Genomic DNA, 25,093 nt, shown 5'->3' with positions numbered 1-25,093 from the left:
ATGCAGTTGTTGGTTGCGACGAAAGATGCGAATGTGTCGCACCGGCGACCACTACTGCATGATCGACGCGGGCGGGCGGGCGGGCGGGGGTGGAGTGGGGTGGGGTCAGCGGGGGCGGGTGAGGGGCGCCAGGGCTGAGGTGAGCAGGGCCATCCGGCGGGGGCGGGAAACCAGTACCGGACGGGTGCGGACGCAACGCGCGAGGATCTCCACGGCGCGGTCGACCGGGATCATCAGCGGTCGGACGGTGCCCTTGGCCATCTTGGTGTCGACGAAACCGAACCGCACGGTGGTCACGCTGACGCCCTTTCCGCGCAGCGCCGCCGACAGCCCCATCAGGTACGCCGACAGCCCTGCCTTCGACCCGGCGTAGGCGGGTGCATCGCCGGAGACCATCCGGTCGGCGAGGCTGGACAGGCCGATGAAATGCCCGTCTCCGGCGGCCATCATCCTCGGCACGACCGTGGCCACGGTGCGTGCCGCCCCCAGCAGGTTCACTTCGAGGGTACGGGTCTGCGCGTCCAGGTCGGCCAGGTCGACGGGTTCGCCGATGCCGGCGGCGTACACGCAGAGATCCGCCCCGCCGAGTTCGTCGATCGCCTTGTCCAGCACGTCGGGATAGTCCGCCGCGGTCACGTCGATCGTATGGTGGGCGTACGTCGGGACGTTGATCCCGTTGTCCCGCCGGGACAGCCCGGCGACCCGCCAGCCGTCGGCCAGCAGCCGGCGGGTGAACGCCAGCCCGATCCCATCGCTGTTGCCGATGATCACCGCACGGTGCACCCGATCCGCCATGACCCACCGTCCTCGTCGAGTCGACGTGGTGCCCGCCGTTCCGGGGCCCGACGGGCAATTGAACCAGACGCACTCGGTCAACTCCTACCGCCGAGTAGCAGAAGCCGCCGTCCCGTGCCCCCGCGTAACCCCCGCCCGGCGCCGTTGAGCCCGTGCGTCGCTGTCGGTGTGGGGTGTCCCCTCGCCTCCTCGCTCTGCTTCGAGCCATGCAACGGTTGTCAGTCGAGACCATCGCGTCTGTTGGTGGGCTTCCCGCAGGCGTTCGGTCGGGCGTCGGCCGAACCGACCACCCCCGTCTACCTGGAGAACATCACCGGCGCGCGCTACCTCGACAAGCCGGCCGAGGTCGCCGCCTTCGAGCATGTCTGGCACGACTGGAGGCGCTCGCCCTCGGTGAGGCAGACTCAGGAATTCGATCAGGCGATCATCGAGGAGCATCGGGGCTGATCTGGCGGTGTCGTTTGACGCAAGAGCAGCCGCAGCGGCAAGCGGTGGCGACTGCGTCGAGGCGGCCGACAACCTGCCCGACGTGGTGGCCGTACGCGACAGCAAGGACCCGTGTGGCCCGGCGTTCGCCGTCACCCCCGCCCGCTGGTCCGCGTTCCTCGGCGAACTGCGGCGCACCCGGCACTGAGAGTTATCAGGGGCTGAGTGTTAACCGGCGCTGAGTGTTAACAGGGGGCCCCTGCTATACCTGAGGCGTTAACAGGGGGCCCCTCCTTCCCGCTGGTCACGCTGGGTGGTGGTTACCCTTGGTGCTCGTGCCAGAGGGACACACCATTCATCGCCTGGCGGCGCGGCACGCCGAGCTGTTCGGCGGGGACAAGGTGCTCGCCGCCAGCCCGCAGGGCCGCTTCGCCGAGGGCGCGGCCCGCATCTCCGGCACCGTGCTCGACAGCACCGAGGCCTACGGCAAGCACCTGCTGCACCACTACGCCGATGAGCTGACGCTGCACGTGCACCTCGGCCTCTACGGCAAGGTCACCGACGGGGACGGCGAGCCACCGGAGCCGGTGGGGCAGATCCGACTGCGAATGAGCAGCGACCGGCACTGGCTTGACCTGCGCGGCCCGACCGCCTGCGAACTGCTCACCCCACCCGAGGTGGCGGTGCTCCGGGCCCGCCTCGGCCCCGACCCGCTGCGCGCCGACGCCGACCCGCAGCGGGCGTACGCCCGGATCTCCCGCAGCTCGACGCCGCTGGCAGCGCTGCTGCTGGACCAGTCGGTGGTGGCCGGCACCGGTCTGATCTTCGTGACCGAGGCGCTGTTCCGCGCCGGGCTGTCGCCGACCCTGCCCGGCCGGTCGCTGACCCGCACCGGCTGGCAGGCGATCTGGGCCGACCTGGTCGAGTTGATGACGCTCGCCGTGGCCACCGGCCGGATCGACACCGTCCGCCCCGCCCACCTGCCCGAGGCGATGGGCCGCCCGGCCCGCGTCGACCGGCACGGCGGCGAGGTGTACGTCTACCGTCGCCCCGGGCAGCCCTGCCACGTCTGCGGCACCCCCGTCAGCCGGGGCACCATCGCCGCCCGCAACCTCTACTGGTGCCCCCGGTGCCAGGTGCAAGGAAGGGCCCCTTACTAACGCCTGGGGTATAGCAGGGGCCCCCTGTTAACGTCCGTCGAGCGTCCGGCGGGGCCGCGCGTCGGGCTTGTCGGGCGCGCGTCAGTCGTGGAGCCAGCGGACCACGTCGACGTGATCGTCGAAAACCTCGTCGCCGGTGATGCTCCAAGCCATGGTCTGGCCGATCGTCCAGCCGCGTACCCGCTCGCGGTCGAGCCCCAACTCGTCGCTGAGCCGGTCCAGTCGGCGACGGACCGCCGCCTTCGAGTGGCCCAGCTCGATGCCGCGCACCATCGGCACCACCGAGAACTCCCGCTCACCGATCAGCGGCTTCGGGTCGATCAACAACCACGGCTCGCGGTCGGCCCGCAGCACGTTGGCGGCGTGCATGTCCTGATTGACCAGCACCTGCTCGCCCTGGCTGCCGGCCAGCCCGGCGAGCTGGTCGAGCGCCAGGTCGACCAGCCGGCGCTCGTACGGCCGGCCGGCCCGCTCCCACTTGACCGGCAGCCTTACCGTCCAGCCGGCTGCCGCCTCGGCCAGTGACGTGAACGGCTCACCGGCCGGCACCCAGAGCCGGGGGAGCAGCCCCACCACCACGTCGAGCGCCTCGTCCAGCGGCAGCGCGTGCAGCGGCGTGCCGGGGTGGCAGCGCTCGACCAGCAGCGCCCGCAGGTCGGGGTCATGGGCGAGCAGCCGGACAGCACCGTCGCCGTCCCAGCGGCGCAGCGCGGTCGCCTCGTGCTCGCTCTCCGCGTCGGGGAACTGCAGTTTCAGCACCGCCGGGGTGCCGTCCGGTAGGTCGGCCGGCACCACCAGCGACGCCATGGCGTACCCGAACGGTGGCCCGACCCGCAGCGACCAGCGCCGGGCACAGGTGGCCAACCGATCCGGCAGCTCGGCCAACCACTGCGGACCGCCCGCCATGCCGTGCAGCCAGGTCAACTCGTCGGGGATCCGCAACGCGTCGGTCATCGGCCCATCGTGGCTGAGGCGCATTGCCGCGACAACCTGAATCGGTGTCGCCACCCGATCGCCCCGCCAACTGCCCCGACTCGATCCGCCACCGCCTGCGGCCGGGTCAGCGTAGGCGGCGGATGTCGCCGTACGCCCGGTAGAAGCCGCCTCGGCCGGACTCGCGGATCTCGGTGACCAGGTAGCGTGCCCCCGGCTCGCGGATGCCCTTGGGGAACTGCACCGACCAGCCCCGGTGGTAGCCGGTGGAGAGCACGTGCACCCGCATCCGGCCGCCCTGCTCGACGCACTCCACGACGACCCCGTCGCCGGTGTCGCCGACCACCTCGACCTGGTGGTACGCGGCGGTCTCCGGCAGTCGGGCCGGTGCCTTGACGTCGACCACCTCGGGCACGCTGCCCGCCTCCGCCGCCCGGATCGCGGATTCGCTGGCGTCGATGCAGGCCAGGTGGCCGCTGGTGGTCACCACGTAGAGGCGCTGCTCGTGGTACTGCATGGAGTAGGCCGAGCCGCAGCCGGTGCCGAGCTTCCACAGCCGGGTGCCGTCGGCGGCGAAGCAGTAGATGGACGACTGGCTGTCGCCGGCGAAGACGTACTCGCCGTCGGAGGCGGTGGCGCAGGAGAAGACCGGCGCGTCGGCGCGGTACGTCCGGGAGGCGGTACGACCGTCCTTGTCGATCCGCACCACCTCGCGGGTCGCGGTGCCGGCGAACACGGCGTCGCGCTCCTGCCAGCCGAACAGCACCGAACCGGTCGGCGTGTGCCACAGCTCCCGCCCGGTGCGCCAGTCGTAGCCGCTGACTCCGGTCGAGTCGCCGTGGTAGACGGCGTCGGTGTCGCAGCGGACCATCCATGCCGACCTGCCGCGCCCGCCCCGGCGCCAGAGGAACTCGTCCTCGTGGTCGATGGCGGCGATTCCGCCGTCGGCGTCGGAGACGCCCAGCACTCCGTCGTGGATGTCCAGCCAGTAGATGTCGATGTCGGGCGCGATCGCGTACGCCACGCGGGGGATCTTGCCGGAGAGGTCGTAGACGTTGCCGTCGTCGCAGCCGGCGTAGATCCAGGCGTCGTCGGCCACGATGCACTTCACCCCTTCGGGCAGGCGGACCTGGTCCAGCACCCGGGCGTCATGGTCGAGGGTGGTGATCACCCCTCGTTCGTTGCCCACCATGCAGGTGCGCCCGTCGATGAAGATGCCGAACGCGGGTGCGCCGGAGTCGTAACGCCAGAGCACCGGGGCGGTGCGGGCGGTCGAGCGGGTGCTGACGATCTGCCGCCGGGAGACGGCACGCTTCTGTCGCACGCCGGGCACCGCCGGGGCGTACCCTTTGCGGACCTTCTCGCCGATCTTCTTCGCCGCGACGGCCCGCGCCCGCGCGTTGTCGGGGTAACCGGTGGTCTGCACCTGGCCGTGGTCGCCGATCCGGCCGTAGCGCACGGTCAACGTGGCGTCGTCGACCACCACCTCGTAGAACTTGTGCGCTCCACCGTCCACTTCGGACAGTTCGAGGTAGGTCGTCTCCTGCGACATGGGGGATCCTCCGAGGGGTTCGCGTTGGCCCTGACCGGGCGGCGCGCCCACCCTAACTCTGCCCACCGACAGGAATCCGGGTGGATCTGTTGTCGTCGAGCGACCACAGATCCACCCAGCGCCTTCAGCGGGCGAGCGCGTCCACGGCCTTGCGGGCGGCGACCAGCACCGGGTCCCAGACCGGGGCGTACGGCGGGGCGTAGCCGAGGTCCAGGGCCGTCATTTCGTCCACCGTCATGTTGTTCCACAACGCCACGGCCAGCGTGTCGATCCGCTTCGCCGCCTCGGTCCAGCCGACGATCTGGGCGCCGAGCAGCCGTCCGCTGGGACGCTCGGCGATCAGCTTCACCGTCATCGGCCGGGCGCCCGGGTAGTAGCCGGCGCGGTTGGTCGACTCGGCGATGACCGAGACGAACTCGAAGCCGGCCGCCTCGGCGTCCCGCTCACGCAGCCCGGTGCGGCCCACCTCCAGGTCACAGACCTTCGTCACGGCCGTGCCGATGACGCCCGCGAAGGTGGCGTACCCGCCGCCGATGTTGATCCCGGCGACCCGGCCCTGCTTGTTGGCGTGGGTGCCGAGCGGCACGTGCACCGGCATCCCACTGACCCGGTGCAGGGTCTCCACGCAGTCACCGGCGGCCCACACGCCGGGCATCCCGGTGACCCGCATCCGGCGGTCCACCCGGATTCCGCCGGTCGGTCCGAGCGGCAGGCCCGCCGCATCGGCGAGCGCGGTGTTGGGTGCTACGCCGAGGCCGAGCACCACCAGGTCGGTCGGGATCGGCCCGTCGTCGGTGACCACTTCGGACACCCGGCCGTCGTGCTCGGACAGGCCGGTGACCCGCACCCCGGTACGGATGGTCACGCCCAACCCGTGCATCGCCTCGGTGACCAGCCGGGCCATGTCCGGATCGACGGTGGACATCGGCTGCTCGTCGCGCTCGACCAGGGTGACCGACATCCCGCGGCGGACCAGCGCCTCGGCCATCTCGACGCCGATGTAGCCGCCGCCGACCACGATCGCCCTCCTGGGCTGCGGGTCGGCGTCCAGCCATGCCCGCAGCGCCGAGCCGTCGTCGAGGGTCTGCACCCCGAACACTCCGGCGATGTCACCGCGAGCCCAGTCCGGCTTCTTCGGAATCGCGCCGGCGGCGTACATCAGGGTGTCGAACCGCTCGCGGACCTCGCCGCCGCCGTCCAGGTCCTGGGCGACCACCTCGCGGCGGACCAGGTCGATGCCGACCACCTCGTGCCGTAGCCGCACGTCGATGGCGAACTCCTCGCGGTGGGTGGCCGGCGAGCGGGCGACCAGCTGCTCCCGGTCGGTCACCAGGCCGCTGATCCAGTACGGGATCCCGCACGCCGAGTACGAGGTGAAGTGTCCTCGCTCGAACGCGATGATCTCCAGGTCGTCCCGGCTCCGGCGACGCCGGGCCTGCGAGGCGGCCGCCATGCCGGCGGCATCCCCGCCGACGACGATCAACCGTTCCGCCACGGCACCACCCCTCCTGTCATTCCGGGCTCGTACCCCGGGTCTGTCGTGCCACGTCCACCACCACATCCTCCAGCCGACCGGTGCGTGCGTACACGGAACGCTGCCGCGCCGCGCCGGTGCCGTGCCGCCGAAGCCCCTCCAGCAGAGCGGTCACCTCGGCGAGGTCGCCGTGCCGCTCCAGGGCCGGGCCGAGTCGCCCGACGAGCTGGTGCAGCAGGTCCCACGCCGGCCGCAGCTCGCCACTGGTCAGGTCGACCGCCGATCCTTCGAGGCCGTCGTGGGCCGCTCGCCAGTGCGCGCCGACCAGCAGGTGGTGATCGGTCGGCAGGGCCGGCCGGCCGGCGGCGATGTCGTCCATCGCGGTCGCCACCAGCCCACGGACCAGGGCGGCGACCAGCACCGCGTCGTCCACCGTCGGGCAGACGTCACCGATGCGCAGCTCGACCGTTGGATATCTGGCCGACAGCCGGGCGTACCAGTAGAGCATCCCCTCGTCGAGCATCACGCCGCTGCCGATCAGCTGCCGGATCAGCCGTTGGTAGTGCTCGTGCGAGACCAGGTAGGGGGTCGGCGCCACCGACGGCCAGCGTTCCCATTCGACCGAGCGCCAGCTGGCGTAGCCGGTGTCCGCCCCGCGGGCGAATGGTGAGTTGGCGGTGACGGCGTGCAGGATCGGCAGCCACGGCCGCACATGGTTGAGTACCTGCACGCCGGTGTCGGGGTCCGGCACTCCCACGTGTACGTGCATGCCGTTGTTGCCCGGCCCGGGTACCAGCAGCCGGAACCGCTCGATCATCCGGTCGAAGCGGGGCTTGTCGACCACCGGTGGCACCGGACCGTCGACCGGCCCGGTGCCGATGGCGAGCAGTTGGGCGCCGGCCCGCTCGGCGGCGTCGGCGAGCGCGGTGCGCAGCAGGCCGAGGGAGTGACGGATCGAGGAGAGCTCCACCCCGGGTGGGCTGCCGATCTCGATCTGGCTGGTCTGGAACTCCCGCTCCACCTGCCCCCGCAGTTCGGCGGGCACCTCCTCGAGTACCGCGTCGACGGCCGGCACCGCGGCGCCGGTGCGCGGGTCGACGAGCAGGAACTCCTCCTCGACACCCACGGTGAGCAGGTTGGTTTCCTCGACCGGAGGATTCGGGGCCGCCGCCACCTGACTGACCATCGCTACCACCGTCCGCTCGTGCCGGGGCGGTCCGTCCGCTTCCGGTCGGCCGGCAATTACCCACAGTGGTGGGCGCGGGAAACTCCTTCCCCGTCCGGCCCGGTTGTCGAGGCGCGGGAGTGTCGATCGATCGACATTGACAACTGTCCCGGCGGGACGTACAACTCCTCAGAGAGCGCTCTCTCATCCCGTCCCGTAGAGAGGCACGTCCGATGACACCTGCCCCGGCGGCACCCGCCGCCCCGCCTGCGCGACGACGCCGGCTGCCGCTGGCGTTGGCGCTGCTCACCGCCGCCACCACCGCCCTGGCCGGACTCGCCGCCACCGCCGACGCCGCCGTGCCACCGCCCCCGTCGGGCTGGAGCCTGGTGTGGAGCGACGACTTCACCGGCGCCGCCGGCACCCTCCCGTCGGCCAGCAACTGGATCATCGACACCGGCACCAGCTACCCGGGCGGCCCGCCCAACTGGGGCACCGGCGAGATCCAGACGTACACCAACAGCACCGCCAACGTCAGCCACGACGGTGCCGGCAACCTTCGGATCACCCCGCTGCGCGACGGCGCCGGAAACTGGACCTCGGCGCGTATCGAGACGGTCCGCAGCAACTTCAAGGCCCCGGCCGGTGGGGTGCTGGCCATCGAGGGGCGCCTCCAGATGCCCAACGTCACCGGCGCCGCCGCCTCCGGCTACTGGCCGGCGTTCTGGGCGCTCGGCTCGCCCTACCGGGGCAACTACCAGAACTGGCCGGGCATCGGCGAGTTCGACGTGATGGAGAACGTCAACGGGCTCAACTCGGTCTGGGGCGTGCTGCACTGCGGTGTCGCGCCCGGTGGCCCGTGCGACGAGTTCAACGGCATCGGCGCCTCTCGGGCCTGCCCCGGCAGCACCTGCCAGTCGGCCTTCCACACCTACCGCTTCGAGTGGGACGCCTCGACCAGCCCGCAGCAGCTGCGCTGGTACGTCGACGGCCAGCTGTACCACACGGTGAGCCAGAGCCGCGTCGGTGAGCCGTACTGGTCGCAGATGACCAGCCACGCCGGCTACTTCCTGCTGCTGAACGTGGCGATGGGTGGGGCCTTCCCGAACGGGGTGGCCGGCAGCACGACGCCGACCGCCGCGACCGTGCCCGGCCGGCCGATGCTGGTCGACTACGTGGCCGTCTACAGCCGGGGTGGCGGCAGCACCCCGCCGCCGACGACACCTCCGCCGACGACGCCGCCTCCGAGCGGGGTGCGCGACGCGTACGCGACCATCCAGGCCGAGTCGTTCAACGCGCAGAACGGCGTGATCGTCGAGGCGTGCTCCGAGGGTGGCCAGAACATCGGGGCACTGCGCAACGGCGACTGGGTCCGCTTCGACAACGTGGAGTTCGGCTCCGGCGGGCCACGTGACTTCGTGGCCCGGGTGGCCTCCGGCGCGGCAGCCGGGGTCAGCGGTCTGGTCGAGGTGCGGTTGGACAGCCCGACCGGTACGACGATCGGCAGCTTCGCCATCGCCAACACCGGCGGCTGGCAGAGCTGGCGCTCGGTGCCGGGCAACGTCTCCGGCGTGACCGGCCGGCGCACGGTGTACCTGACGTTCAGCAGCGGCCAGCCCAACGACTTCGTCAACGTCAACTGGTTCCACTTCCGCCGCTGAGGTGTAAGGAGGGGCCCCCTGTTAACGCCTCGGGTAGAGCAGGGGGCCCCTCTTAACAACCTTCCGCCAGCTCTGGACAGAAATAGTTAACAGTCTTAATAATGGGCGCCAGGTCGATGCTGATGGATTTCTGTCCAGCCGGGAGGCTTGCATGAAACGGTCCAGAACCCTGGTGATGTCGGTGGTCGGTGCGCTGGCCGCCGCGCTCGGAGCGGTGTGGCTGGCACCGGCCGCCTACGCCGCCGGAGTCACCGCCACGTTCGTCAAGACGTCCGACTGGGGCTCGGGCTGGGAAGGGAAGTACACGATCACCAATGGTGGCGGCGCCACCGTCAACGGCTGGAGTCTCGCCTTCGACCTGCCGGCCGGCACCACGGTCGGCACATACTGGGACGCGTTGCTGACCTCCAGCGGACAGCGGTACACCTTCACCAACCGGTCCTGGAACGGCACGGTCGCTCCCGGCGCCTCGGTCTCCTTCGGCTTCCTGGGCAGCGGTCCCGGCGTACCGGCGAACTGCCAGCTCAACGGGTCGGCCTGCGGCGGTGGAACGCCGCCCCCGACCACGCCGCCCCCGACCACGCCGCCTCCCACGACGCCACCCCCGACCACGCCGCCGCCGACCAGCCCGCCGCCGGTCACCGGGCTGCCGAAGCACATCCTGACCGGCTACTGGCACAACTTCGACAACCCCGCGGTGGAGTTGCGGCTGCGCGACGTGCCCACCGAGTACGACCTGGTCGCGGTCGCGTTCGCCGATGCCACCAGCACCCCCGGCGCGGTCGGCTTCGCCATCGACCCCGGGCTCTCCGCCGCCCTCGGCGGCTACACCGACGCCGAGTTCTCAGCCGACGTGCGGACGTTGCAGAGTCGGGGCAAGAAGGTGATCATCTCGGTCGGTGGTGAGACCGGCCGGGTCGCGGTCAACGACGCCGCGTCCGCGGTGGCCTTCGCGGACAGCGTGTACGCCCTGATTCAGCGCTACGGCTTCGACGGGATCGACGTCGACCTGGAGAACGGGCTGAACCCGACGTACATGGCGCAGGCGCTGCGGTCGCTACGGTCGAAGGTGGGCAGCCGTCTGATCATCGCGATGGCACCCCAGACCATCGACATGCAGAACCCGGCCAGCAGCTACTTCAAGCTGGCGTTGGACATCAAGGACATCCTGACCGTGGTGAACACCCAGTTCTACAACTCGGGGGCGATGCTCGGCTGTGACAACAACGCCGCGTACGCCCAGGGGACGGTCAACTTCATCGTCGCGCTGGCCTGCATCCAGTTGGAGGCGGGGCTGCGGCCCGACCAGGTCGGGCTCGGCCTACCGGCCGGTGCCGGGGCGGCCGGCGGAGGCATCGTCACGCCCAGCGTGGTCAACGCCGCGCTGGACTGCCTGACCAGGGCAACCAACTGCGGCAGCTTCCGCCCGCCGCGTACCTACCCCGGCCTCCGTGGCGCCATGACCTGGTCGGTCAACTGGGACGTCACCAACGGCAACACCTTCGCCCGCACCGTCGCCCCCCACCTCCGTACCCTCCCCTAGCAAGCCCCGCCGCGAAGTCCCTGGCCTCACCGCCCGCCGCCCCCCACAACGACTGGACCTGACCCTCGTGCCGATCATGCAGTTGTGGCACCTCACAAAAGTCGCATAACTGACTATTTCCGGTGCCACAACTGCATGATCGCGGGGGTGGGGTGGGGTGGGGTGGGGTGGGGCAGGGGGCAGGGGGCAGGGGGCAGGGTGGGGTTAGTGGGGGGAGTGGGTGGGGCGGGGGCGGTGGGAGCGGCGGCGGTGTTTTTTGACGGCCCAGGAGATGATCATGAGGGCCAGGATGGTGAGGATGCCGTAGTCGAACCAGGAGCTGTAACGGTCGATCTGGTCCCACCGCGAGCCGAGCGCGTAGCCGAGACCGATGAAGAGCCCGTTCCAGATGCCGCTGCCCAGCGTGGTGAGCGTGACGAACTCGACCAGCGGCATCCGGTTCGCCCCCGCCGGCACCGAGACGAGGCTGCGGATCACCGGTGCCATCCGGCCGAAGAACACCGCCCGGCGGCCGTACCGTTCGAACCACCGGTCGGCCTTCTCCAGGTCGTCAAGGTCGACCAGCGGCAGCCGGTCGAGCCAGCGCTTGAGCCGGTCCTCGCCGACGAGCGCGCCGAGCCAGTAGAGGATCAGCGCGCCGAGTACCGAGCCGATGGTGGCCGCCACCGTCACCACGACCACGTTGAACCGGCCCTCACCGGCCAGGTATCCGGCCATGGCCAGGACGATCTCGCTCGGGATCGGCGGGACGATGCTCTCCAGGGCGACGAGCAGGGCCACCCCCACCTCGCCGCTCGCCTCGATCACCCCGGCGACCCACCCGGTCAGCCCACCGAGTTGGCCGGGATCGACGTCCTGGGCGACTGCCATGGGATTGCCTCCGCGGGTCGGCGTGAAAGGCCGTCCTACCCGTCGGGAAGGCCCTGCACACCGCGGGTCGGCGTCGTCACTCCTGGGGGTGCAGTGCCTCGTCGGCCGGGCCGTGCCGCCAGCCGGTGAACCGGACGGTCAGGCCGCCCCGGCTTGGCGAGCAGCAGTAGGGCCCGGCCGAGGCCGTGGCCTCCGGGGCCAGCGGAGCGAGCCGGACCAGCCGCCACGGCTCGCCGGCGACCCGCGCTCGTACGGTCAGCGCGTCACCGGCCCGGCTGACCCGCACGGTCACCTCCCGGCCCGCCCAGTCCGGTACCGGCGCCACCGACCAGTCGGAGAAGTCCCGGGTCACCACCGCGCCGACCTGGGGTTGGCCGTCGCTGACCTCCACCCCGGCCTTCACCCAACTCCGGTCGTCCACCCGGACCAGCACGCCGGCCTGGTCGAACTGCCCCGTCCAGCCCAGCTGGAAGTCCACCTCCACCGCGCTGCCGGCCGGGAAGGGTGCGAGCAGCGCCGGAGCGTCGTCGTGTACGAAGCCGTAGCTGGTGTGGCGCCACAGGTCGCTGCCCGATCCCGGTTCGACGCTCAGCGCACCGTCCGGTTCCTCGACTGCCCGGACCGGCTGTCCCCACCAGGTGCCGCTGGACCACTCGACGCTGCGCATCACGGCACCGTACCGAGCCGCCGGGGTTTGCCGCTGCCCCGCTCGGGAGAAGGTTCTGGGGCATGTCTGACAGGTGGTACTCGGAGGCGGTCGTGTACTGCCTCGACATCGACACGTACGCGGACTCCAACGGTGACGGGGTCGGGGATTTCCGGGGTCTGATCGGCCGGCTGGACTACCTGGCCCGGCTCGGTGTGACCTGCCTCTGGCTGCACCCCATCCACCCGTCGCCCAACGACGACGACGGGTACGACGTCACCGACTTCTACAACGTCGACCCCCGTTTCGGCACCCTGGGCGATTTCGCCGAACTGCTGCACCAGGCCGGCAACCGGGGCATCCGGGTGATCATTGACCTGGTGGTGAACCACACCTCCGACCAGCACCCGTGGTTCGTCTCCGCCCGCTCGTCGCCGGACTCGCCGTACCGAGACTGGTACGTCTGGTCGGACAAGGAACCGGCCGACCGGCATCAGGGCATGGTCTTCCCCGGTGAGCAGCACGAGACCTGGACCTACGACCGGACCGCGAAATCCTGGTACTACCACCGTTTCTACAAGTTCCAGCCGGACCTCAACACCACCAACCCCGAGGTACGCGACGAGATCAAGAAGATCATGTCGTTCTGGCTCCAGCTCGGCGTGGCCGGTTTCCGGATGGACGCGGTGCCGTTCATCATCGAACGCACCGAGCCGGGCGACCCGAGCCCGGAGCTGGACTTCGAGTTCCTCACCGAGCTGCGCCAGCACGTGCAGTGGCGTCGTGGCGACGCGGTACTGCTGGCCGAGGCGAACGTCGAGCCCGACAATCTTCCCGCCTTCTTCGGCGACAGCGGCGGCTCGGCGAACCGGGTGCACATGCTCTTCGACTTCATGCTCAACGGGCGGATGATGCTGGCCCTGGCCCGGCAGGACCCGGAGCCGGTGATCGAGGCGCTGCGCGACACCCCGGCGCTGCCGGAGGGCGGGCAGTGGGCCACCTTCCTGCGCAACCACGACGAGATCGACCTCTCTCGGCTCACCGCCGAACAGCGCAACGAGGTGTACGAGCAGTTCGGTCCCGAGGAGCACATGCGCATCTACGACCGGGGCATCCGCCGCCGGCTGGCGCCGATGCTGGGCAACGACCGGCGGCGCATCGAACTGGCGTACTCCCTGCAGTTCTCGTTGCGCGGCACCCCGGTGCTGCGCTACGGCGAGGAGATCGGGATGGGGGAGGACCTGTCGCTGCCGGGGCGGGAGGCGATCCGTACCCCGATGCAGTGGTCGCACCAGCGCAATGCCGGCTTCTCCACGGCGGAGTCGGAGAAGCTGGTCCGCCCGGTCATCGACAAGGGTGAGTTCGGGTACGAGAAGGTGAACGTCACCCTCCAGCGTCGGGACCGCAACTCCCTGCTCGCCTGGTTCGAGCGGATGATCCGTACGCTGCGGGAGGCCCCGGAGATCGGCTTCGGCCGCACCAACCACATCGACACCCCGATGCCCCCGGGGGTGCTGGCGCACCGTGCGGACGGGCCGACCGGGACGATGGTCTTCCTGCACAACCTCGGCACCACCGACGTCGAGGTGGACCTCAGTCTGCTCCGGCCGGAGGCGGACCTGCCCATCGACGTGCTCGCCGACCGCAACTACGACGATGTCGGCAAGCTGGACAAGCTGAAGCTCGCCGGCCACGGCTACCGCTGGATCAGGCTCTGCCGTTCCTGGTCCTCGTGATCCTGGTCCTCCTGGCCAACCCGCAGGGTGGGTTAGGCTCCTGCCGTCGAGCGAGGTTACCGGGAGGTAGGCATGTCGGAGGGGCAACGGGTCGCCATCGTGACGGGCGCGGCGCGGGGGATCGGGGCGGCCACCGCCAGGCGGCTGGCCGCCGACGGCCTGGCCGTCGCGGTGGTCGACATCGAGGAATCGGCGACGAAGGAGACCGTGGACGCGATCGTGGCGGCCGGTGGCCGGGCGCTCGGTGTCGGCGCGGACGTGGCGGACCGCGCCCAGGTGGAGGCCGCCGTCGAGCGGGTCGCCGCCGAGCTGGGTGCGCCGACCGTGCTGGTCAACAACGCCGGCGTGCTCCGCGACAACCTGCTGTTCAAGATGACCGACGCCGACTGGGACACGGTCATGGGCGTACACCTGCGCGGCGCCTTCCTGTTCAGCCAGGCCGCGCAGAAGCACATGGTCGAGGCGAAGTGGGGCCGCATCGTCAACCTCTCCAGCACCTCGGCGTTGGGCAACCGGGGCCAGGCCAACTACTCGGCCGCCAAGGCGGGTCTGCAAGGCTTCACCAAGACGCTCGCCATCGAGCTGGGACCGTTCGGGGTGACCGTCAACGCGGTCGCGCCCGGGTTCATCGTCACCGACATGACGGCGGCCACCGCGGCCCGGATGAAGGTGGACTTCGAGGCGATGCAGAAGCACGCCGTGTCGGAAATTCCGGTCCGCCGGGTGGGCCGGCCCGAGGACGTGGCCCACACCATCTCGTTCCTGGCCAGCGAGGGCGCGTCCTTCGTCTCCGGCCAGGTGGTCTACGTCGCCGGCGGTCCCAAGGACTGACCGGTGTTAAGAAGGGCCCCTTCCTCTACCCCAGGCGTTAGGAAGGGGCCCTTCCTAACGGGTCTTCCAGAGCCAGGCCAGGCCGAGGACCGGCAGCACCAGCGGGATGTAGCCGTAGCCGCTGCCGAATCCGGACCAGACGGTCTCGTCGGGGAACAGGTCCGGGCGGGCCAGGCTGAACGCGCCGACCCCGAGCACGCCGACCAGCTCCACGGCGCAGCAGGCCAGGGCGACCCGACGGCCCGCGTGCCCGGCTCGCGCCAGGCCCGCCGCCGCCACGATGTAGACCACCGCGGCGAGTGCGGAGAGCAGGTACGCCAGTGGCGCCTCGTCGAACCGCGTGGCGATCTGCAGCCCGGCGCGGCTGGTGGCGGCGATCGCGAAGAGCAGGTACACCGCGATCAGGAGTCGCCCGGGACCGGCGTTGGTCCGCATGCGGGCGGCCCCCACCTCAGCCACCGAGCACCTCCCACGTCTGCTGAAGCCGGACCACGACCACCGGCGTCACCAGGCAGACCGCGCAGACGATCGCCGATCCCCAGCGGGTCGGCTCCATCCGGGCCAGCACCGCCGCCAGCGGCGGCAGGCAGATCAGCGTCACCAGGTACCCGAAGAACGTCCCCGGCTCGCCCGGCCGCTCGCCGCCGCCGAGCGCCACGGCGGCCACCACCGCCAGCGCGAGCAGCAGCAGCTCCAGCACGGCCAGTCCGATCAGCTGTACCCGGTCCGGCGGCCGGTGGCGCAGCGTGGCCACCAGTGCCCAGCCGGCGACCAACAGCGACAGCACGATGGCGGCCACCGCCAGCCCGCCGTCGACCGGCGACCCGGTGGCGGGCGCGGCGGTCACCGGGTCCACCCGGTGCTCGTTCCGATCACCGGGCCACTCTACTAACCCACGTAGTAAGAGCCCGCGTAGGCCGGGCGGTGGCGGACGCGGGCTCCAACGGAGGGCGTGAAAGGCAGCGGGGGCGGCGGGCCGGGCCGGCCGGGAGGCTAGCGTGGACCTTGCCGTGGGCCAGCCGCGGCCAGGCGACGGCGGAGGTACGTGATGCGGTTCGGGTTGTTCGGCACCGGCCACTGGGCGGCGGAGACGCACGCTGCGGCGCTTGAGGCACACCCGAGGGCGGAGCTGGCCGGCGTCTGGGGTCGCAACCAGGACAAGGCCGCCGCGCTGGCCACCCGCTACGGCGTACCGGCCTTCGACGACGTCGACGCGTTGATCGAGGCGTGCGACGCGGTCGCCGTGGCGCTGCCCCCGCAGGTGCAGGCGGAGATCGCGGTCCGGGCCGCCACCGCCGGCCGGCACCTGCTGCTGGACAAGCCGCTGGCGCTGACCGTCGCCGACGCCGACCGGGTGGTCGAGGCCGCAGCCGGATCGGGCGCGGCCTCGGTGGTCTTCTTCACCGGCCGCTATCAGCCGGACGTCGCCGGGTTCATCGCAGCGACCGCGGCGGCCGGAGGTTGGCACACCGCCAACGTCATCCGCTTCGCCTCGATTTTCCAGCCCAGCAGCCCGTACGCCCAGTCGCCGTGGCGCCGAGAGCACGGCGCGCTGTGGGACATCGGACCGCACGCCCTGGCGGTGTTGCTGCCGGTGCTCGGCCGGGTCACCCGGGTGGCGGCCACCGACGGGCCCGGCGGCCTGGTCCACCTGCTGCTCAGCCACGCCGACGGAGCCACCAGCACGGTGTCGCTGACCCTCGACGCGCCGCCGGAATCGGTCGCCGCGGAGTTCGTGCTCTACGGAGAGAACGGCATCGAGAGGCTCCCCAACGGCGGCGGAAGCGCCGCGACGGCGTTCGCAGTGGCGATCGACCAGTTGCTGGCGGAGGTCGACGCCGGCACCCGGGATCACCGCTGCGACGTGCGGTTCGGTCGCGAGGTGGTGGCGGTGCTCGCCGCCGCCGAGACCGCCCGCACCCAAGCCACCGTCGTCGAGCTATCCGCCTGACTCGGAGGTAGACCTACTTCCCCCGATCGGGGCCGTTTGATCTCCAAGCCGCCCGTCGACGTCATGATCGACAAGGGCTGGTGGGGCGTGGGGAATTGGGGGGCGGGGTTGGGGTGGGTGTGGTTAGGGTCGCGGGCATGGGTATGCACGCTCTGATCAACGCGGTCGGTTCGCCGGCCGCGTACTGGCCGCTGCTGGCGGCCCGCCTGCGAGTCCGGCGTCCGGCCCTGGCCGGCGCGACCCGCGACTGACGCCTTTCGCGTACGTTCCCGGCACCGCGCATCACGGTGCCACCTCTCGCGCCATGACCAGGGCCGTCCGAGTCCCGAACCGCTCGGACAGGCCCCGATGACGGCTGCCTGTCCGGATCCGTCGCCCCGACGGCGACAGACAGGACGACGCCATGGCGCCCCGCCGCCTCCGCAGCACCGAACGCGACCGGTCCCGTCGCGTACTTTCGCAGAACTACCTCGTCGACCCGGCCGCCATCGCGAGGCTCGTCGACGCCGCCCGCCCCGATCCCGGCGGCCTGGTGCTGGAGCTGGGTGCCGGGCGCGGGCAACTGACCCGCCCGCTGGCCGCACGCTGCGGGCACCTGATGGCGTACGAGGTGGATCCCGCCGCCCGCGTGGAGTTGGCCCGGGTCTGCGCGGCCCTGCCGAATGTCACGTACCGTCAGGCCGACTTCCTCGCCGCGGCAGCGCCTCCGGCGGAGTTCGCCGTGGTCGGCAACATCCCGTGGTCGCTCACCGCGGCCGTGGTGCGCTGGTGCCTGGCCGCGCCGGGGCTGCGTCAGGCAACCCTGCTGACCCAACTGGAGTACGCCCGCCGCCGGGCCGGTGACTACGGCCGGTGGACCCGGCTGACGGTGCTGACCTGGCCGGAGTTCAGCTGGCGGCTCGCCGGGCGGGTCCCACGTGCCGCGTTCCGTCCGGTGCCCCGGGTCGACGCCGGCATCCTGCGCATCGAGCGTCGGGAGCAGCCGCTGCTGCCGGCGCCGGCCCTGCCGGCGTACCGCCGGATGGTGGAGCTCGGGTTCAGCGGGGTCGGCGGCTCGCTCGCGGCCTCGCTGGCCCGCGAGCATCGGCGGGCCCGGCTGATGGCGGCGCTGCGCGCCAGCCGGCTCGACCCGGACACCCCGGTCGGGCATGTCTGGCCGGAGCAGTGGTTGGTGCTGCACCGCCTGCTGCGCGCCCGCTGACAGATTGAGGTCGTGCCCGGCCGGGTACCCGGGCCACCGCCCCGGCCCAGCACCGCCGAGCCGGGGCGTTTGCCCAACCGGGACCCGGGTAGCCGCAGGCATGCAGGTACAGCGGCTCGGCGCGCCGAGCGACCTCGACCCGTTGCTGGAGCGTGTCCGGGACGCGCGGGTGGTGATGATCGGGGAGGCGACGCACGGTACCTACGACTACTACCGGATCCGGGAGCAACTGACCCGCCGCCTGATCGCCGAGTGCGGCTTCTCCTTCGTGGCGGTGGAGGGCGACTGGCCGGACTGCGACCGGGTGCACCGCTCGGTGACCGGTGCCACCGACGGACTGGCCGAGCCGCAGATCGCCCTGGAACGCTTCGAGCGTTGGCCCACCTGGATGTGGGCCAACGCCGAGGTCGCCCGCTTCTGTCGGTGGCTGCGCTCCTGGAACATGGAGCGCGCGCAGCCGTCCCGGGTCGGGTTCCACGGCCTCGACGTCTACAGCCTCTGGGAGTCGATGCAGGCGATCTTCGACTATCTCGGCGAAGAGGACCCGGCCTCGCTGGAGGCCGCGCAGGACGCGTACCGGTGCTTCGAGCCGTACGGCAAGCGGGTCGAGGAGTACGGGGTGGCGAGCCGTTTCGTCTCCGCCCGATGCGAGCAGGAGGTGATCCGGCTGCTCGCGCGTACTCGGAAATTCGCCGCCACCGACGGACCGGGAGCCTTCTCGGCCTGGCAGAACGCGGAGGTGTTGGCCGGCGCGGAGCGCTACTACCGGGAGATGGTCGCCGGTGGGCCCGGGTCGTGGAACGTCCGGGACACCCACATGGCTGACACCCTGGACCGGCTGCTGGAACGCTACGGGCCGGGTGCCCGGGGTGTCGTCTGGGCGCACAACACGCACGTGGGTGACGCGCGGGCGACCGACATGGCCACCGACGGGATGGTGAACATCGGTCAACTGGCCCGGGAGCGCCACGGCGCCGACGGGGTGGTGCTGATCGGGTTCGGCAGTTGGCGCGGCACCGTGATCGCCGCGCCGCGCTGGGGATCGCCCGCCGAGGCGATGGTGGTGCCGCCGGCCCGCGAAGGCTCGGTGGAACACCGGCTGCACGAGCTGATGCCGGAACGGGCGGTGCTGGTCTTCGGCGGGCCGGACCAGCCGGGCTGGGTCACCGACACCCTCGACCACCGGGCCATCGGTGTGGTCTACGACCCGTCGTTCGAGTCGTGGGGCAACTATGTGCCGACCCGGCTGGGGCAGCGGTACGACGCCCTCATCTGGTGCGACGAGACCACGGCGCTGCACCCGCTGCCCGCTCTGGCCAGCCCGGGCGAGATGGAGACGTACCCGGCCGGCGTGTGAGCCTCGCGAGCATTGCCCGGCGTGCGGCGTTTCCGGCGTGCGGCGTTGCCGGCGTGCGGCGTTTCCGGCGTGCGGCGTTGGGGGCGGGCGTTAACAGGGGCCCCCTGCTATGCACCAGGCGTTAACAGGGGGCCCCTCCTTACACCTCAGGTGCCGGCGGGGACCTTCTCGTCGAGCTGGGCGCGCAGCTTCTCGCCCTCGATGTCGACGTTGGGCAGCGCCCGATCGAGCCAGCGAGGCAGCCACCAGGCGACCTTGCCGAGCAGCGACATCACCGCCGGAACGATGGTCATCCGGACCACGAAGGCGTCGATCGCCACGCCGATGGCGAGCGCGAAGCCGATCGACTTGATCACCGGATCGTCGAGGAAGACGAAGCCACCGAAGACCGACGTCATGATCAGCGCGGCGGCGGTGACCACCCGCGCACCGTGCCCCATCCCGTTGATGGTGGCCTGCTGGGCGGTGTCACCGTGGACGAAGTCCTCCCGCATCCGGGAGACCAGGAAGACCTCGTAGTCCATGGCCAGACCGAACAGGATGCCGATCAGCAGGATCGGTAGGAAGCTGATCAGCGGCCCCGGCGTGTCCAGCCCGACCAGGTCGGCGAGGTGACCCTGCTGGAACACCGCGACCGTGATGCCGAACGTGGCGGCGACGGTGAGCAGGAAGCCCAGGGCCGCCTTGACCGGCACCAGCAGGGACCGGAACACCAGCATCAGCAGCAGGATCGACAGGCCGACCACCAGGCCCAGGTAGATCGGCAGCGCGTCGGAGAGCTTCTCCGAGATGTCGATGCCGATCGCGGTCACCCCGGTCAGCAGCACGTTCGCGCCGTCTACCCCGCCGACGGCGGTACGGATGTCGTGCACCATCGTCTCGGTCGCCGGGTCGGTCGGGCCGGTCTGCGGGATCACCCCGAGCAGCGCCGTCCGGCCGTCCGGGCTGAGCTGCGGCGGGGCCACGGCGAGCACGTTGTCGGTGCGCTGGACCAGGGCGGTCACCTGCGGAACGGCCGCGGCGGTGGCCTGGGCGTCGTCACCGGCGACGACCACCGCGAGGCGGCCCGTGAAGCCCGGCCCGAAGCCCTCGGTGATCAGGTCGTTGGAGACCCGGGCGGCTGACCCGGCCGGCGCGGTGCCGGCGTCGGGGAGGGCGAGACGCATGTCCGACGCGGGCAGCGCGAGCAGCCCCAGGCCGAGCACGCCGACCAGGATCACCGGGATCCGGAAGCGGGTGATCAGGCGGGCCCAGCGGAACCCGAACGTGGAGCGGTCCTCGCCGGTGACGGCGGCGGCCTCCGGTGCCGCACGGTGGCTCGTCACGTCGCTCTGCTGGTTGGTGTCGTCCTCGACGCCGGCGGTGGTCGCCGGCATCGCGGAGCGCAGCCGGCGGGGCAGTACCCGGCGTCCGGCGAAGCCGAGCAGGGCCGGCTGGAGGGTGATCGCCACCAGTACCGCGATCGTCACCGTGCCGGCGGCGGCCAGACCCATCACGGTCAGGAACGGGATGTTCACCACCGCCAGGCCGGCCAGGGCGATGACCACGGTGGCGCCGGCGAAGACCACCGCCGAGCCGGCGGTGCCGACCGCTCGGCCCACCGCCTCGTCGGCTGGGAGGCCGTCGAGCAGGTTCTGCCGGTACCGCGAGGTGATGAAGAGCGAGTAGTCGATGCCGACAGCGAGGCCGAGCATCAGCGCGAGGATCGGCGCGGTGGTGGTCAGCTCGACCGCGCCGCTGAGCGCGAAGAGCCCGGCCATCCCGACCCCGACACCGATCAGCGCGTTGAGCATGGTCATTCCCGCCGCCACCAGCGAGCCGAAGGTGACCACCAGGACGACGAGGGCCACCGCGACACCGATCGCCTCGGTGGAGCCGACCTCGGGTTCGGTGTTGAGCACCTCGCCACCGGGCGCCACCTGCCAACCCTGCGCCTGGGCCTCGGCGCCGACTTCCTCGTACGCCTCCCGCTGCTCCTCGGTCACCTGGTCGGCGCCGACGCTGAACTGCACCTGGATCAGGGCGTACTGGCCGTCGGGGGATACCGCGCCGACCTGGAACGGGTCGACGGCGGCCACCACGCCGGGCACCGTGGCGGCCTCGGCCGTGATCGCCTGGATCACCTCCTGGCCCTCGGGCGCCCCGAGTTGGCCGGCGGAGGGTGCCTTGACCGCGATGGTGCCGGTGGCGCCGGCCGCGGCCGGGAACTGCTCGTTGAGCAGGTCCAGCGCCTGCTGCGATTCGGTGCCGGGCATGGTGAAGTTGCTGGCCGTCGGGCCACGCAGGGTCGCCGCGGCCAGGCCGAGCCCGACGAGTACGACGAGCCAGATCGCGGCGACAAGTCGCCGGCGGCGCATCGAGCCCCGGCCAAGGCGGTAGAGCAGGGTCGCCATGAGGTCCTTTCCCTCGGTCGTTTGGATTTGTGGGACGGTCAGTGGGCGGGTTCCAGCGCCCGTCGGAGCAGCGCCAGCAGGGCGTCGCCCAGTTCTTTGTCGGGTACGTCGGCGAACTGGCCGCAGGTCTCGGCGATGCCGGCGAGCAGCACCAGCGCGGTGATCCGGGCCGAGGGCCGTTCGGGATGGCCGGCGAGGGCGTCGATGAGCCGTTCGGAGATCAGTTGGATGTGCGCGAACACCGGTTGTTGCAGCAGCTCCGGGAACTCCCCGCGGAGCAGGGCGATCTCGCTGCGGAACCGGACCGCGAGGTCGACGAAGCCCTCGGCGGCGACCCGTTGCGCCGAGGCCGGGTCGGGCTGGGCGGCGATCTGGTCGTCGAGCGACCGCAGCACGCCGATCGCCGGGGCCATCAGCTCGGTGAGGATGGCCTCCTTGTTGGCGAAGTGGTAGAGCACCGCAGCCTTGGAACAGCCCACCTCGCCGGCGATGTCCTGCAACGAAGTCCCTCGGTAGCCGGTGACGGCGAAGCGTCTCGACGCGGCGGCCAGGATGTCGCCGTGCGTCTGCGGGGTGGAGCGGACCATGGCCCCAGCATGCCTGACCGATCGGTCAGAGCTGACCGATCGGTCAGATCAGTGTCCTTCACCACACAGCCAGCGGCGGCGAATTGGCTCTCCGGGCGGCGCTGCGCCGCGCCGAGAATCGACCTGTGACCACCTCCCCGGCGGCCCGGGCGGCCGCACTGCGTGCCCTGCACCGACCCGGCGATCCGCTGCTGCTGCCCAACGCCTGGGACGCCGGCTCGGCCCGGGCAGTCGTCGACGCCGGCTTCGCCGCGGTAGCCACCAGCAGCGCGGCCGTCGCCGAGTCGCTCGGCTACGCGGACGGTGAGGACGCCCCGGTGGGGGAGATCTTCGCCGCCGTGGCCAGGGTGGCCCGCGCGGTCGACGTACCGGTCACCGCCGACCTGGAGCGCGGCTACGGCCTGCGCCCCACCGAACTGGTCGAGCGGCTGCTCGAAGCCGGCGCGGTCGGGCTCAACCTGGAGGACTCCGACCCACGGTCCGGCGCCCTGGTCGACGACGGCCGGCAGACCGAGTTGCTGGCCGGAGTGCGGGCGGCCGCCGAGGCAGCCGGGGTGCCGATCGTGGTCAACGCCCGGGTCGACGTCTTCCTCCGGCAGGCCGGCGAGCCGGCCGGTTGGCTCGGCGAGACGGTCCGCCGGGCCTGCCGGTACCTGGCAGCCGGCGCGGACTGCGTCTACCCGATCCTGCTCGCCGGACCGGCCGAGTTGCGGTCCGTCGTCCAGGCCGTGGCGGCGCCGGTGAACGTGCTGGCCCGGCCGGGGACGCCGACGGTCGCCGAACTGGCCGCGCTCGGCGTGGCCCGGGTCAGCCACGGCGCCGGCGTGTACGCGGCGACCCGCGCGTACACCGCCCGGCTGCTGGCCGCGGTGGCCGCCGGCGGGCCACTCGGCTGAGCGCGGCGGCCCCTCCAGGTGTGCGGCGGCCCCTCGCGGCGCGCGACGTACCGGGTGGGCAGCCTGTCGAGCTGAGAGCACAGACGGATCAGTGGCCGTGTCCCGTTGACCACCGGGTGCCCGACCGGGATGGTGATCGGGTGACTGGAGCTGACGAGACCCGGGACGGGGTGGCGCTGACCAACCTCGACCAGGCTTTGTTCGACGGGTCGGAGGCGACCAAGCGTGACCTGGTCGACTACCTCGACGCTGTGGCCGACCGGATCGTCCCGCAGCTGCGCGGCCGTCCACTGTCGGTGGTCCGGGTGCGCCCGGGCCAGCCGCCGTTCATGCAGAAGAACCTGCCGCGCTACACCCCGGAATGGGTACGCCGGGTGCCGATCTGGGCCGAGGCGTCGCGCCGGGAGATCTCGTACGGGCTCTGCGACGACCGCCGGACGCTGCTCTGGTTCGCCAACCAGCGGGCGGTCGAGTACCACCCCACCCTGGCCACGGCCGACGACCTGAGCCGCCCCACCCACCTGGTGCTCGACCTCGACCCGCCGGAGGGCGACGGGTTCGCCGCCGCAGTGGCCGCCGCGCTGCTGGTTCGGCAGGCTCTCGCGGACGCCGGGCTGGCCGGCGCGGTGAAGACCAGCGGTGCCAAGGGGGTCCACGTCTTCGTCCCGGTCGCGCCCGGCCCCGACGCCGAGGAGTTGGCCGCCGCCACCCGGGCCCTGGCCGCCCGGGCGGAACGCCTGGACCCGGCGCTGGCGACCACCGCGTTCATCCGGGAGGACCGGGGTGGCAAGGTCTTCGTCGATCCCACCCGCACCGGCGGGGCGACCGTCGTGTCGGTGTACAGCCCTCGGTTGCGGCCCGGCGTGCCGGTCTCGTTCCCGGTGCCCTGGGCGGACCTGGAGTCGGTGACGCCGGGCGACTTCACCATCCGGACGGCCGGTGCGCTGCTGGCGGACCGGGACCCGTGGGTGGAGCTGATGCCGCCGCCGCAGCACCTCCCGGCCGACCTGGTCGAGCAGGGGCGGGCCATCCCGGTGCCCAGGGTGCAGGCCATGCACGAGGGCCGCCGCCGGGCCCGCGCCAGACGCGCCGCCGCCGACTGAGAGAGACCGGCAACAGGGCGGTGGAGGCGGGTCCTGGCCGTGGTGGGCACTGCGGAGGAGGAGGCCATCGCTACCGCCCGACGCGCCGCTGGGCCGGACCATGGTGGCGGTCCGGCCCAGCGGTTGTCGAGCGGATCAGAGCATCCAGCGGTGGCGCTGCACGAAGGGCAGCCGGGCCCAGCGGCGGCCCAGGCCCCAGGTGTGGCCGGCGTACGCGGCGGCCAGGGCGACCAGAACGACGGCGTAGATCAGGTGGTAGTCGACGACGGGGTTCGTGGAGCCGGTCGGGTCGCCGCCGGCGGTGAACCGGGCCAGCGGGAACTCGGCCAGCCACATCAGCGCCATCATCAGGGTGCCCGAGGCGGCGGCGATCCGCAGGCCGACGCCGGCGACCAGGGCGAGGCCGATGGCGGCCAGGCCGACCATGAACAGCGTGTTGGCCCACCACGTTCCGGCGATCGAGTGGGCCATCGACTGCAACGGTCCCACCTCGACGTTGGCGAGGAAGCCCTTGGTGGGCGAGCCGCCGTTGATCCAGGCCCGCTCGGCCGGGGTGGCGTAGCCGAGGCCGAAGGTCTTGTCGAGGAACGCCCAGAGAAAGACGAGCCCGGTGGAGATCCGCAGCACGGCCAGGGCGCGGGCGGCGGTGGTGGTCAACATGGCGCCGGGCAGTTCGGCGTGCTCGAGCGGTCGCTCGATCGATCGGTGGGTACCGTGCTGGATGGTCATCGTTGCCTCCGTGGTCAGCTTCCTACATGACCACTCTCGCCCCGGGAGGGGCAGCGGCGCGCGGGCCAGAGCGCCCGAAGCCGG

The 25,093-nt window shown here is 71.7% G+C and carries 23 protein-coding genes and 1 pseudogene; 12 read left to right on the top strand and 12 right to left on the bottom strand.

What is annotated here, in order from left to right:
- Positions 1-105 precede the first annotated feature (105 nt).
- Positions 106-795: an SDR family NAD(P)-dependent oxidoreductase gene (locus tag BMY89_RS09195; RefSeq protein ID WP_092378019.1), complete on the bottom strand. Its 690-nt coding sequence runs from the start codon at positions 793-795 to the stop codon at positions 106-108.
- Positions 796-1,038: 243 nt separating this feature from the next.
- Between BMY89_RS09195 and BMY89_RS30290 the strand changes: the two genes are divergently transcribed.
- From BMY89_RS30290 to BMY89_RS09180, 3 genes are all read left to right on the top strand, one after another.
- Entirely contained in the window at positions 1,039-1,242 is a 204-nt protein-coding gene (locus BMY89_RS30290) for a hypothetical protein (RefSeq protein WP_175510330.1), read from the top strand.
- A gap of 7 nt (positions 1,243-1,249) precedes the next feature.
- Positions 1,250-1,429, top strand: coding sequence for a DUF397 domain-containing protein (locus BMY89_RS09185; protein WP_232521152.1), 180 nt, complete (start codon positions 1,250-1,252; stop codon positions 1,427-1,429).
- Between the two features lie 127 nt (positions 1,430-1,556).
- Positions 1,557-2,381, top strand: coding sequence for an Fpg/Nei family DNA glycosylase (locus BMY89_RS09180; protein WP_092379180.1), 825 nt, complete (start codon positions 1,557-1,559; stop codon positions 2,379-2,381).
- 81 nt (positions 2,382-2,462) lie between these two features.
- Here the strand turns inward: BMY89_RS09180 and BMY89_RS09175 are convergent, their stop codons facing one another.
- The 4 genes from BMY89_RS09175 to BMY89_RS09160 form a co-directional block, all read right to left on the bottom strand.
- On the bottom strand, positions 2,463-3,335 hold the full coding sequence (locus tag BMY89_RS09175; protein WP_092379177.1) for an aminoglycoside phosphotransferase family protein: 873 nt from the start codon (positions 3,333-3,335) through the stop codon (positions 2,463-2,465).
- Between the two features lie 106 nt (positions 3,336-3,441).
- Complete coding sequence (locus BMY89_RS09170) at positions 3,442-4,866, bottom strand: WGR domain-containing protein (protein WP_092378012.1); 1,425 nt, start codon at positions 4,864-4,866, stop codon at positions 3,442-3,444.
- A gap of 124 nt (positions 4,867-4,990) precedes the next feature.
- A complete protein-coding gene (locus BMY89_RS09165) occupies positions 4,991-6,361 on the bottom strand; it encodes an FAD-dependent oxidoreductase (protein ID WP_092378010.1) in 1,371 nt (456 codons plus the stop codon).
- 16 nt (positions 6,362-6,377) lie between these two features.
- Complete coding sequence (locus BMY89_RS09160; RefSeq protein WP_092378007.1) at positions 6,378-7,526, bottom strand: carboxylate-amine ligase; 1,149 nt, start codon at positions 7,524-7,526, stop codon at positions 6,378-6,380.
- A gap of 212 nt (positions 7,527-7,738) precedes the next feature.
- On the opposite strand from BMY89_RS09160, the gene BMY89_RS09155 reads away from it, so the two are divergent.
- Together BMY89_RS09155 and BMY89_RS09150 are read left to right on the top strand one after the other, a co-directional pair.
- The gene (locus tag BMY89_RS09155) at positions 7,739-9,166 is read left to right on the top strand and encodes a carbohydrate-binding protein (RefSeq protein ID WP_092378005.1); all 1,428 of its coding nucleotides are present in this window, start codon (positions 7,739-7,741) and stop codon (positions 9,164-9,166) included.
- 151 nt (positions 9,167-9,317) lie between these two features.
- Positions 9,318-10,709: a chitinase gene (locus tag BMY89_RS09150; protein ID WP_092378003.1), complete on the top strand. Its 1,392-nt coding sequence runs from the start codon at positions 9,318-9,320 to the stop codon at positions 10,707-10,709.
- Between the two features lie 204 nt (positions 10,710-10,913).
- On the opposite strand, the gene BMY89_RS09140 is transcribed toward BMY89_RS09150, so the two are convergent.
- Positions 10,914-11,579, bottom strand: a complete 666-nt coding sequence (locus tag BMY89_RS09140; protein WP_092378001.1) for a DedA family protein — start codon at positions 11,577-11,579, stop codon at positions 10,914-10,916.
- Between the two features lie 76 nt (positions 11,580-11,655).
- Positions 11,656-12,246, bottom strand: a complete 591-nt coding sequence (locus BMY89_RS09135) for a DUF1349 domain-containing protein (RefSeq protein ID WP_092377999.1) — start codon at positions 12,244-12,246, stop codon at positions 11,656-11,658.
- Positions 12,247-12,308: 62 nt separating this feature from the next.
- Here BMY89_RS09135 and BMY89_RS09130 point away from each other — a divergent pair, with 62 nt between their 5' ends.
- Positions 12,309-13,961: an alpha-amylase family protein gene (locus BMY89_RS09130; protein ID WP_092377997.1), complete on the top strand. Its 1,653-nt coding sequence runs from the start codon at positions 12,309-12,311 to the stop codon at positions 13,959-13,961.
- 72 nt (positions 13,962-14,033) lie between these two features.
- Positions 14,034-14,792: a 3-oxoacyl-ACP reductase FabG gene (gene fabG, locus BMY89_RS09125; protein ID WP_092377994.1), complete on the top strand. Its 759-nt coding sequence runs from the start codon at positions 14,034-14,036 to the stop codon at positions 14,790-14,792.
- On the opposite strand, the pseudogene BMY89_RS09120 reads toward fabG, so the two are convergent.
- Positions 14,765-15,227: pseudogene (locus BMY89_RS09120) on the bottom strand (hypothetical protein). The gene fabG and the pseudogene BMY89_RS09120 overlap by 28 nt on opposite strands.
- A gap of 16 nt (positions 15,228-15,243) precedes the next feature.
- Positions 15,244-15,648 carry a hypothetical protein gene (locus tag BMY89_RS09115; protein ID WP_092377992.1) on the bottom strand — a complete coding sequence of 135 codons (405 nt, stop codon included), beginning with the start codon at positions 15,646-15,648 and terminating at the stop codon, positions 15,244-15,246.
- Between the two features lie 189 nt (positions 15,649-15,837).
- Here BMY89_RS09115 and BMY89_RS09110 point away from each other — a divergent pair, with 189 nt between their 5' ends.
- The 3 genes from BMY89_RS09110 to BMY89_RS09100 all read left to right on the top strand — a co-directional run bounded on the left by BMY89_RS09110 (position 15,838) and on the right by BMY89_RS09100 (position 19,301).
- Complete coding sequence (locus BMY89_RS09110) at positions 15,838-16,743, top strand: Gfo/Idh/MocA family protein (protein ID WP_175510329.1); 906 nt, start codon at positions 15,838-15,840, stop codon at positions 16,741-16,743.
- A gap of 403 nt (positions 16,744-17,146) precedes the next feature.
- Positions 17,147-17,944, top strand: coding sequence for an ErmE/ErmH/ErmO/ErmR family 23S rRNA (adenine(2058)-N(6))-methyltransferase (erm, locus tag BMY89_RS09105; protein ID WP_092377986.1), 798 nt, complete (start codon positions 17,147-17,149; stop codon positions 17,942-17,944).
- 100 nt (positions 17,945-18,044) lie between these two features.
- The gene (locus BMY89_RS09100) at positions 18,045-19,301 is read left to right on the top strand and encodes an erythromycin esterase family protein (RefSeq protein ID WP_092377982.1); all 1,257 of its coding nucleotides are present in this window, start codon (positions 18,045-18,047) and stop codon (positions 19,299-19,301) included.
- A 146-nt stretch (positions 19,302-19,447) separates the two neighbouring features.
- Here the strand turns inward: BMY89_RS09100 and BMY89_RS09095 are convergent, their stop codons facing one another.
- Positions 19,448-21,694 (bottom strand): MMPL family transporter, encoded by a 2,247-nt coding sequence (locus BMY89_RS09095; RefSeq protein ID WP_092377977.1) that lies wholly within the window; start codon positions 21,692-21,694, stop codon positions 19,448-19,450.
- 38 nt (positions 21,695-21,732) lie between these two features.
- Entirely contained in the window at positions 21,733-22,281 is a 549-nt protein-coding gene (locus tag BMY89_RS09090; protein ID WP_092377974.1) for a TetR/AcrR family transcriptional regulator, read from the bottom strand.
- Between the two features lie 125 nt (positions 22,282-22,406).
- Here BMY89_RS09090 and BMY89_RS09085 point away from each other — a divergent pair, with 125 nt between their 5' ends.
- Complete coding sequence (locus BMY89_RS09085) at positions 22,407-23,177, top strand: isocitrate lyase/PEP mutase family protein (RefSeq protein WP_092377972.1); 771 nt, start codon at positions 22,407-22,409, stop codon at positions 23,175-23,177.
- 140 nt (positions 23,178-23,317) lie between these two features.
- A complete protein-coding gene (locus BMY89_RS09080; RefSeq protein ID WP_092379171.1) occupies positions 23,318-24,280 on the top strand; it encodes a DNA polymerase domain-containing protein in 963 nt (320 codons plus the stop codon).
- 135 nt (positions 24,281-24,415) lie between these two features.
- Here BMY89_RS09080 and BMY89_RS09075 read toward each other — a convergent pair whose 3' ends face one another.
- The gene (locus tag BMY89_RS09075; protein WP_092377969.1) at positions 24,416-25,009 is read right to left on the bottom strand and encodes a DoxX family membrane protein; all 594 of its coding nucleotides are present in this window, start codon (positions 25,007-25,009) and stop codon (positions 24,416-24,418) included.
- Between the last annotated feature and the right edge of the window lie 84 nt (positions 25,010-25,093).

This window comes from Micromonospora phaseoli (assembly GCF_900109115.1).
Taxonomy (GTDB): Bacteria; Actinomycetota; Actinomycetes; order Mycobacteriales; family Micromonosporaceae; genus Micromonospora; species Micromonospora phaseoli.
This window is presented reverse-complemented; position numbering and strand designations above follow the sequence as displayed.

Coding starts and splice junctions, on each gene's coding strand:
- BMY89_RS09160 (WP_092378007.1), bottom strand. CDS start 7,526: ATGGTCAGTCAGGTGGCGGCGGCCCCGAATCCTCCGGTCGAGGAAACC.
- erm (WP_092377986.1), top strand. CDS start 17,147: ATGGCGCCCCGCCGCCTCCGCAGCACCGAACGCGACCGGTCCCGTCGC.
- BMY89_RS09175 (WP_092379177.1), bottom strand. CDS start 3,335: ATGACCGACGCGTTGCGGATCCCCGACGAGTTGACCTGGCTGCACGGC.
- BMY89_RS09075 (WP_092377969.1), bottom strand. CDS start 25,009: ATGACCATCCAGCACGGTACCCACCGATCGATCGAGCGACCGCTCGAG.
- BMY89_RS09095 (WP_092377977.1), bottom strand. CDS start 21,694: ATGGCGACCCTGCTCTACCGCCTTGGCCGGGGCTCGATGCGCCGCCGG.
- BMY89_RS09140 (WP_092378001.1), bottom strand. CDS start 11,579: ATGGCAGTCGCCCAGGACGTCGATCCCGGCCAACTCGGTGGGCTGACC.
- fabG (WP_092377994.1), top strand. CDS start 14,034: ATGTCGGAGGGGCAACGGGTCGCCATCGTGACGGGCGCGGCGCGGGGG.
- BMY89_RS09090 (WP_092377974.1), bottom strand. CDS start 22,281: ATGGTCCGCTCCACCCCGCAGACGCACGGCGACATCCTGGCCGCCGCG.
- BMY89_RS09100 (WP_092377982.1), top strand. CDS start 18,045: ATGCAGGTACAGCGGCTCGGCGCGCCGAGCGACCTCGACCCGTTGCTG.
- BMY89_RS09130 (WP_092377997.1), top strand. CDS start 12,309: ATGTCTGACAGGTGGTACTCGGAGGCGGTCGTGTACTGCCTCGACATC.
- BMY89_RS09170 (WP_092378012.1), bottom strand. CDS start 4,866: ATGTCGCAGGAGACGACCTACCTCGAACTGTCCGAAGTGGACGGTGGA.
- BMY89_RS09150 (WP_092378003.1), top strand. CDS start 9,318: ATGAAACGGTCCAGAACCCTGGTGATGTCGGTGGTCGGTGCGCTGGCC.
- BMY89_RS09135 (WP_092377999.1), bottom strand. CDS start 12,246: ATGCGCAGCGTCGAGTGGTCCAGCGGCACCTGGTGGGGACAGCCGGTC.
- BMY89_RS09155 (WP_092378005.1), top strand. CDS start 7,739: ATGACACCTGCCCCGGCGGCACCCGCCGCCCCGCCTGCGCGACGACGC.
- BMY89_RS09195 (WP_092378019.1), bottom strand. CDS start 795: ATGGCGGATCGGGTGCACCGTGCGGTGATCATCGGCAACAGCGATGGG.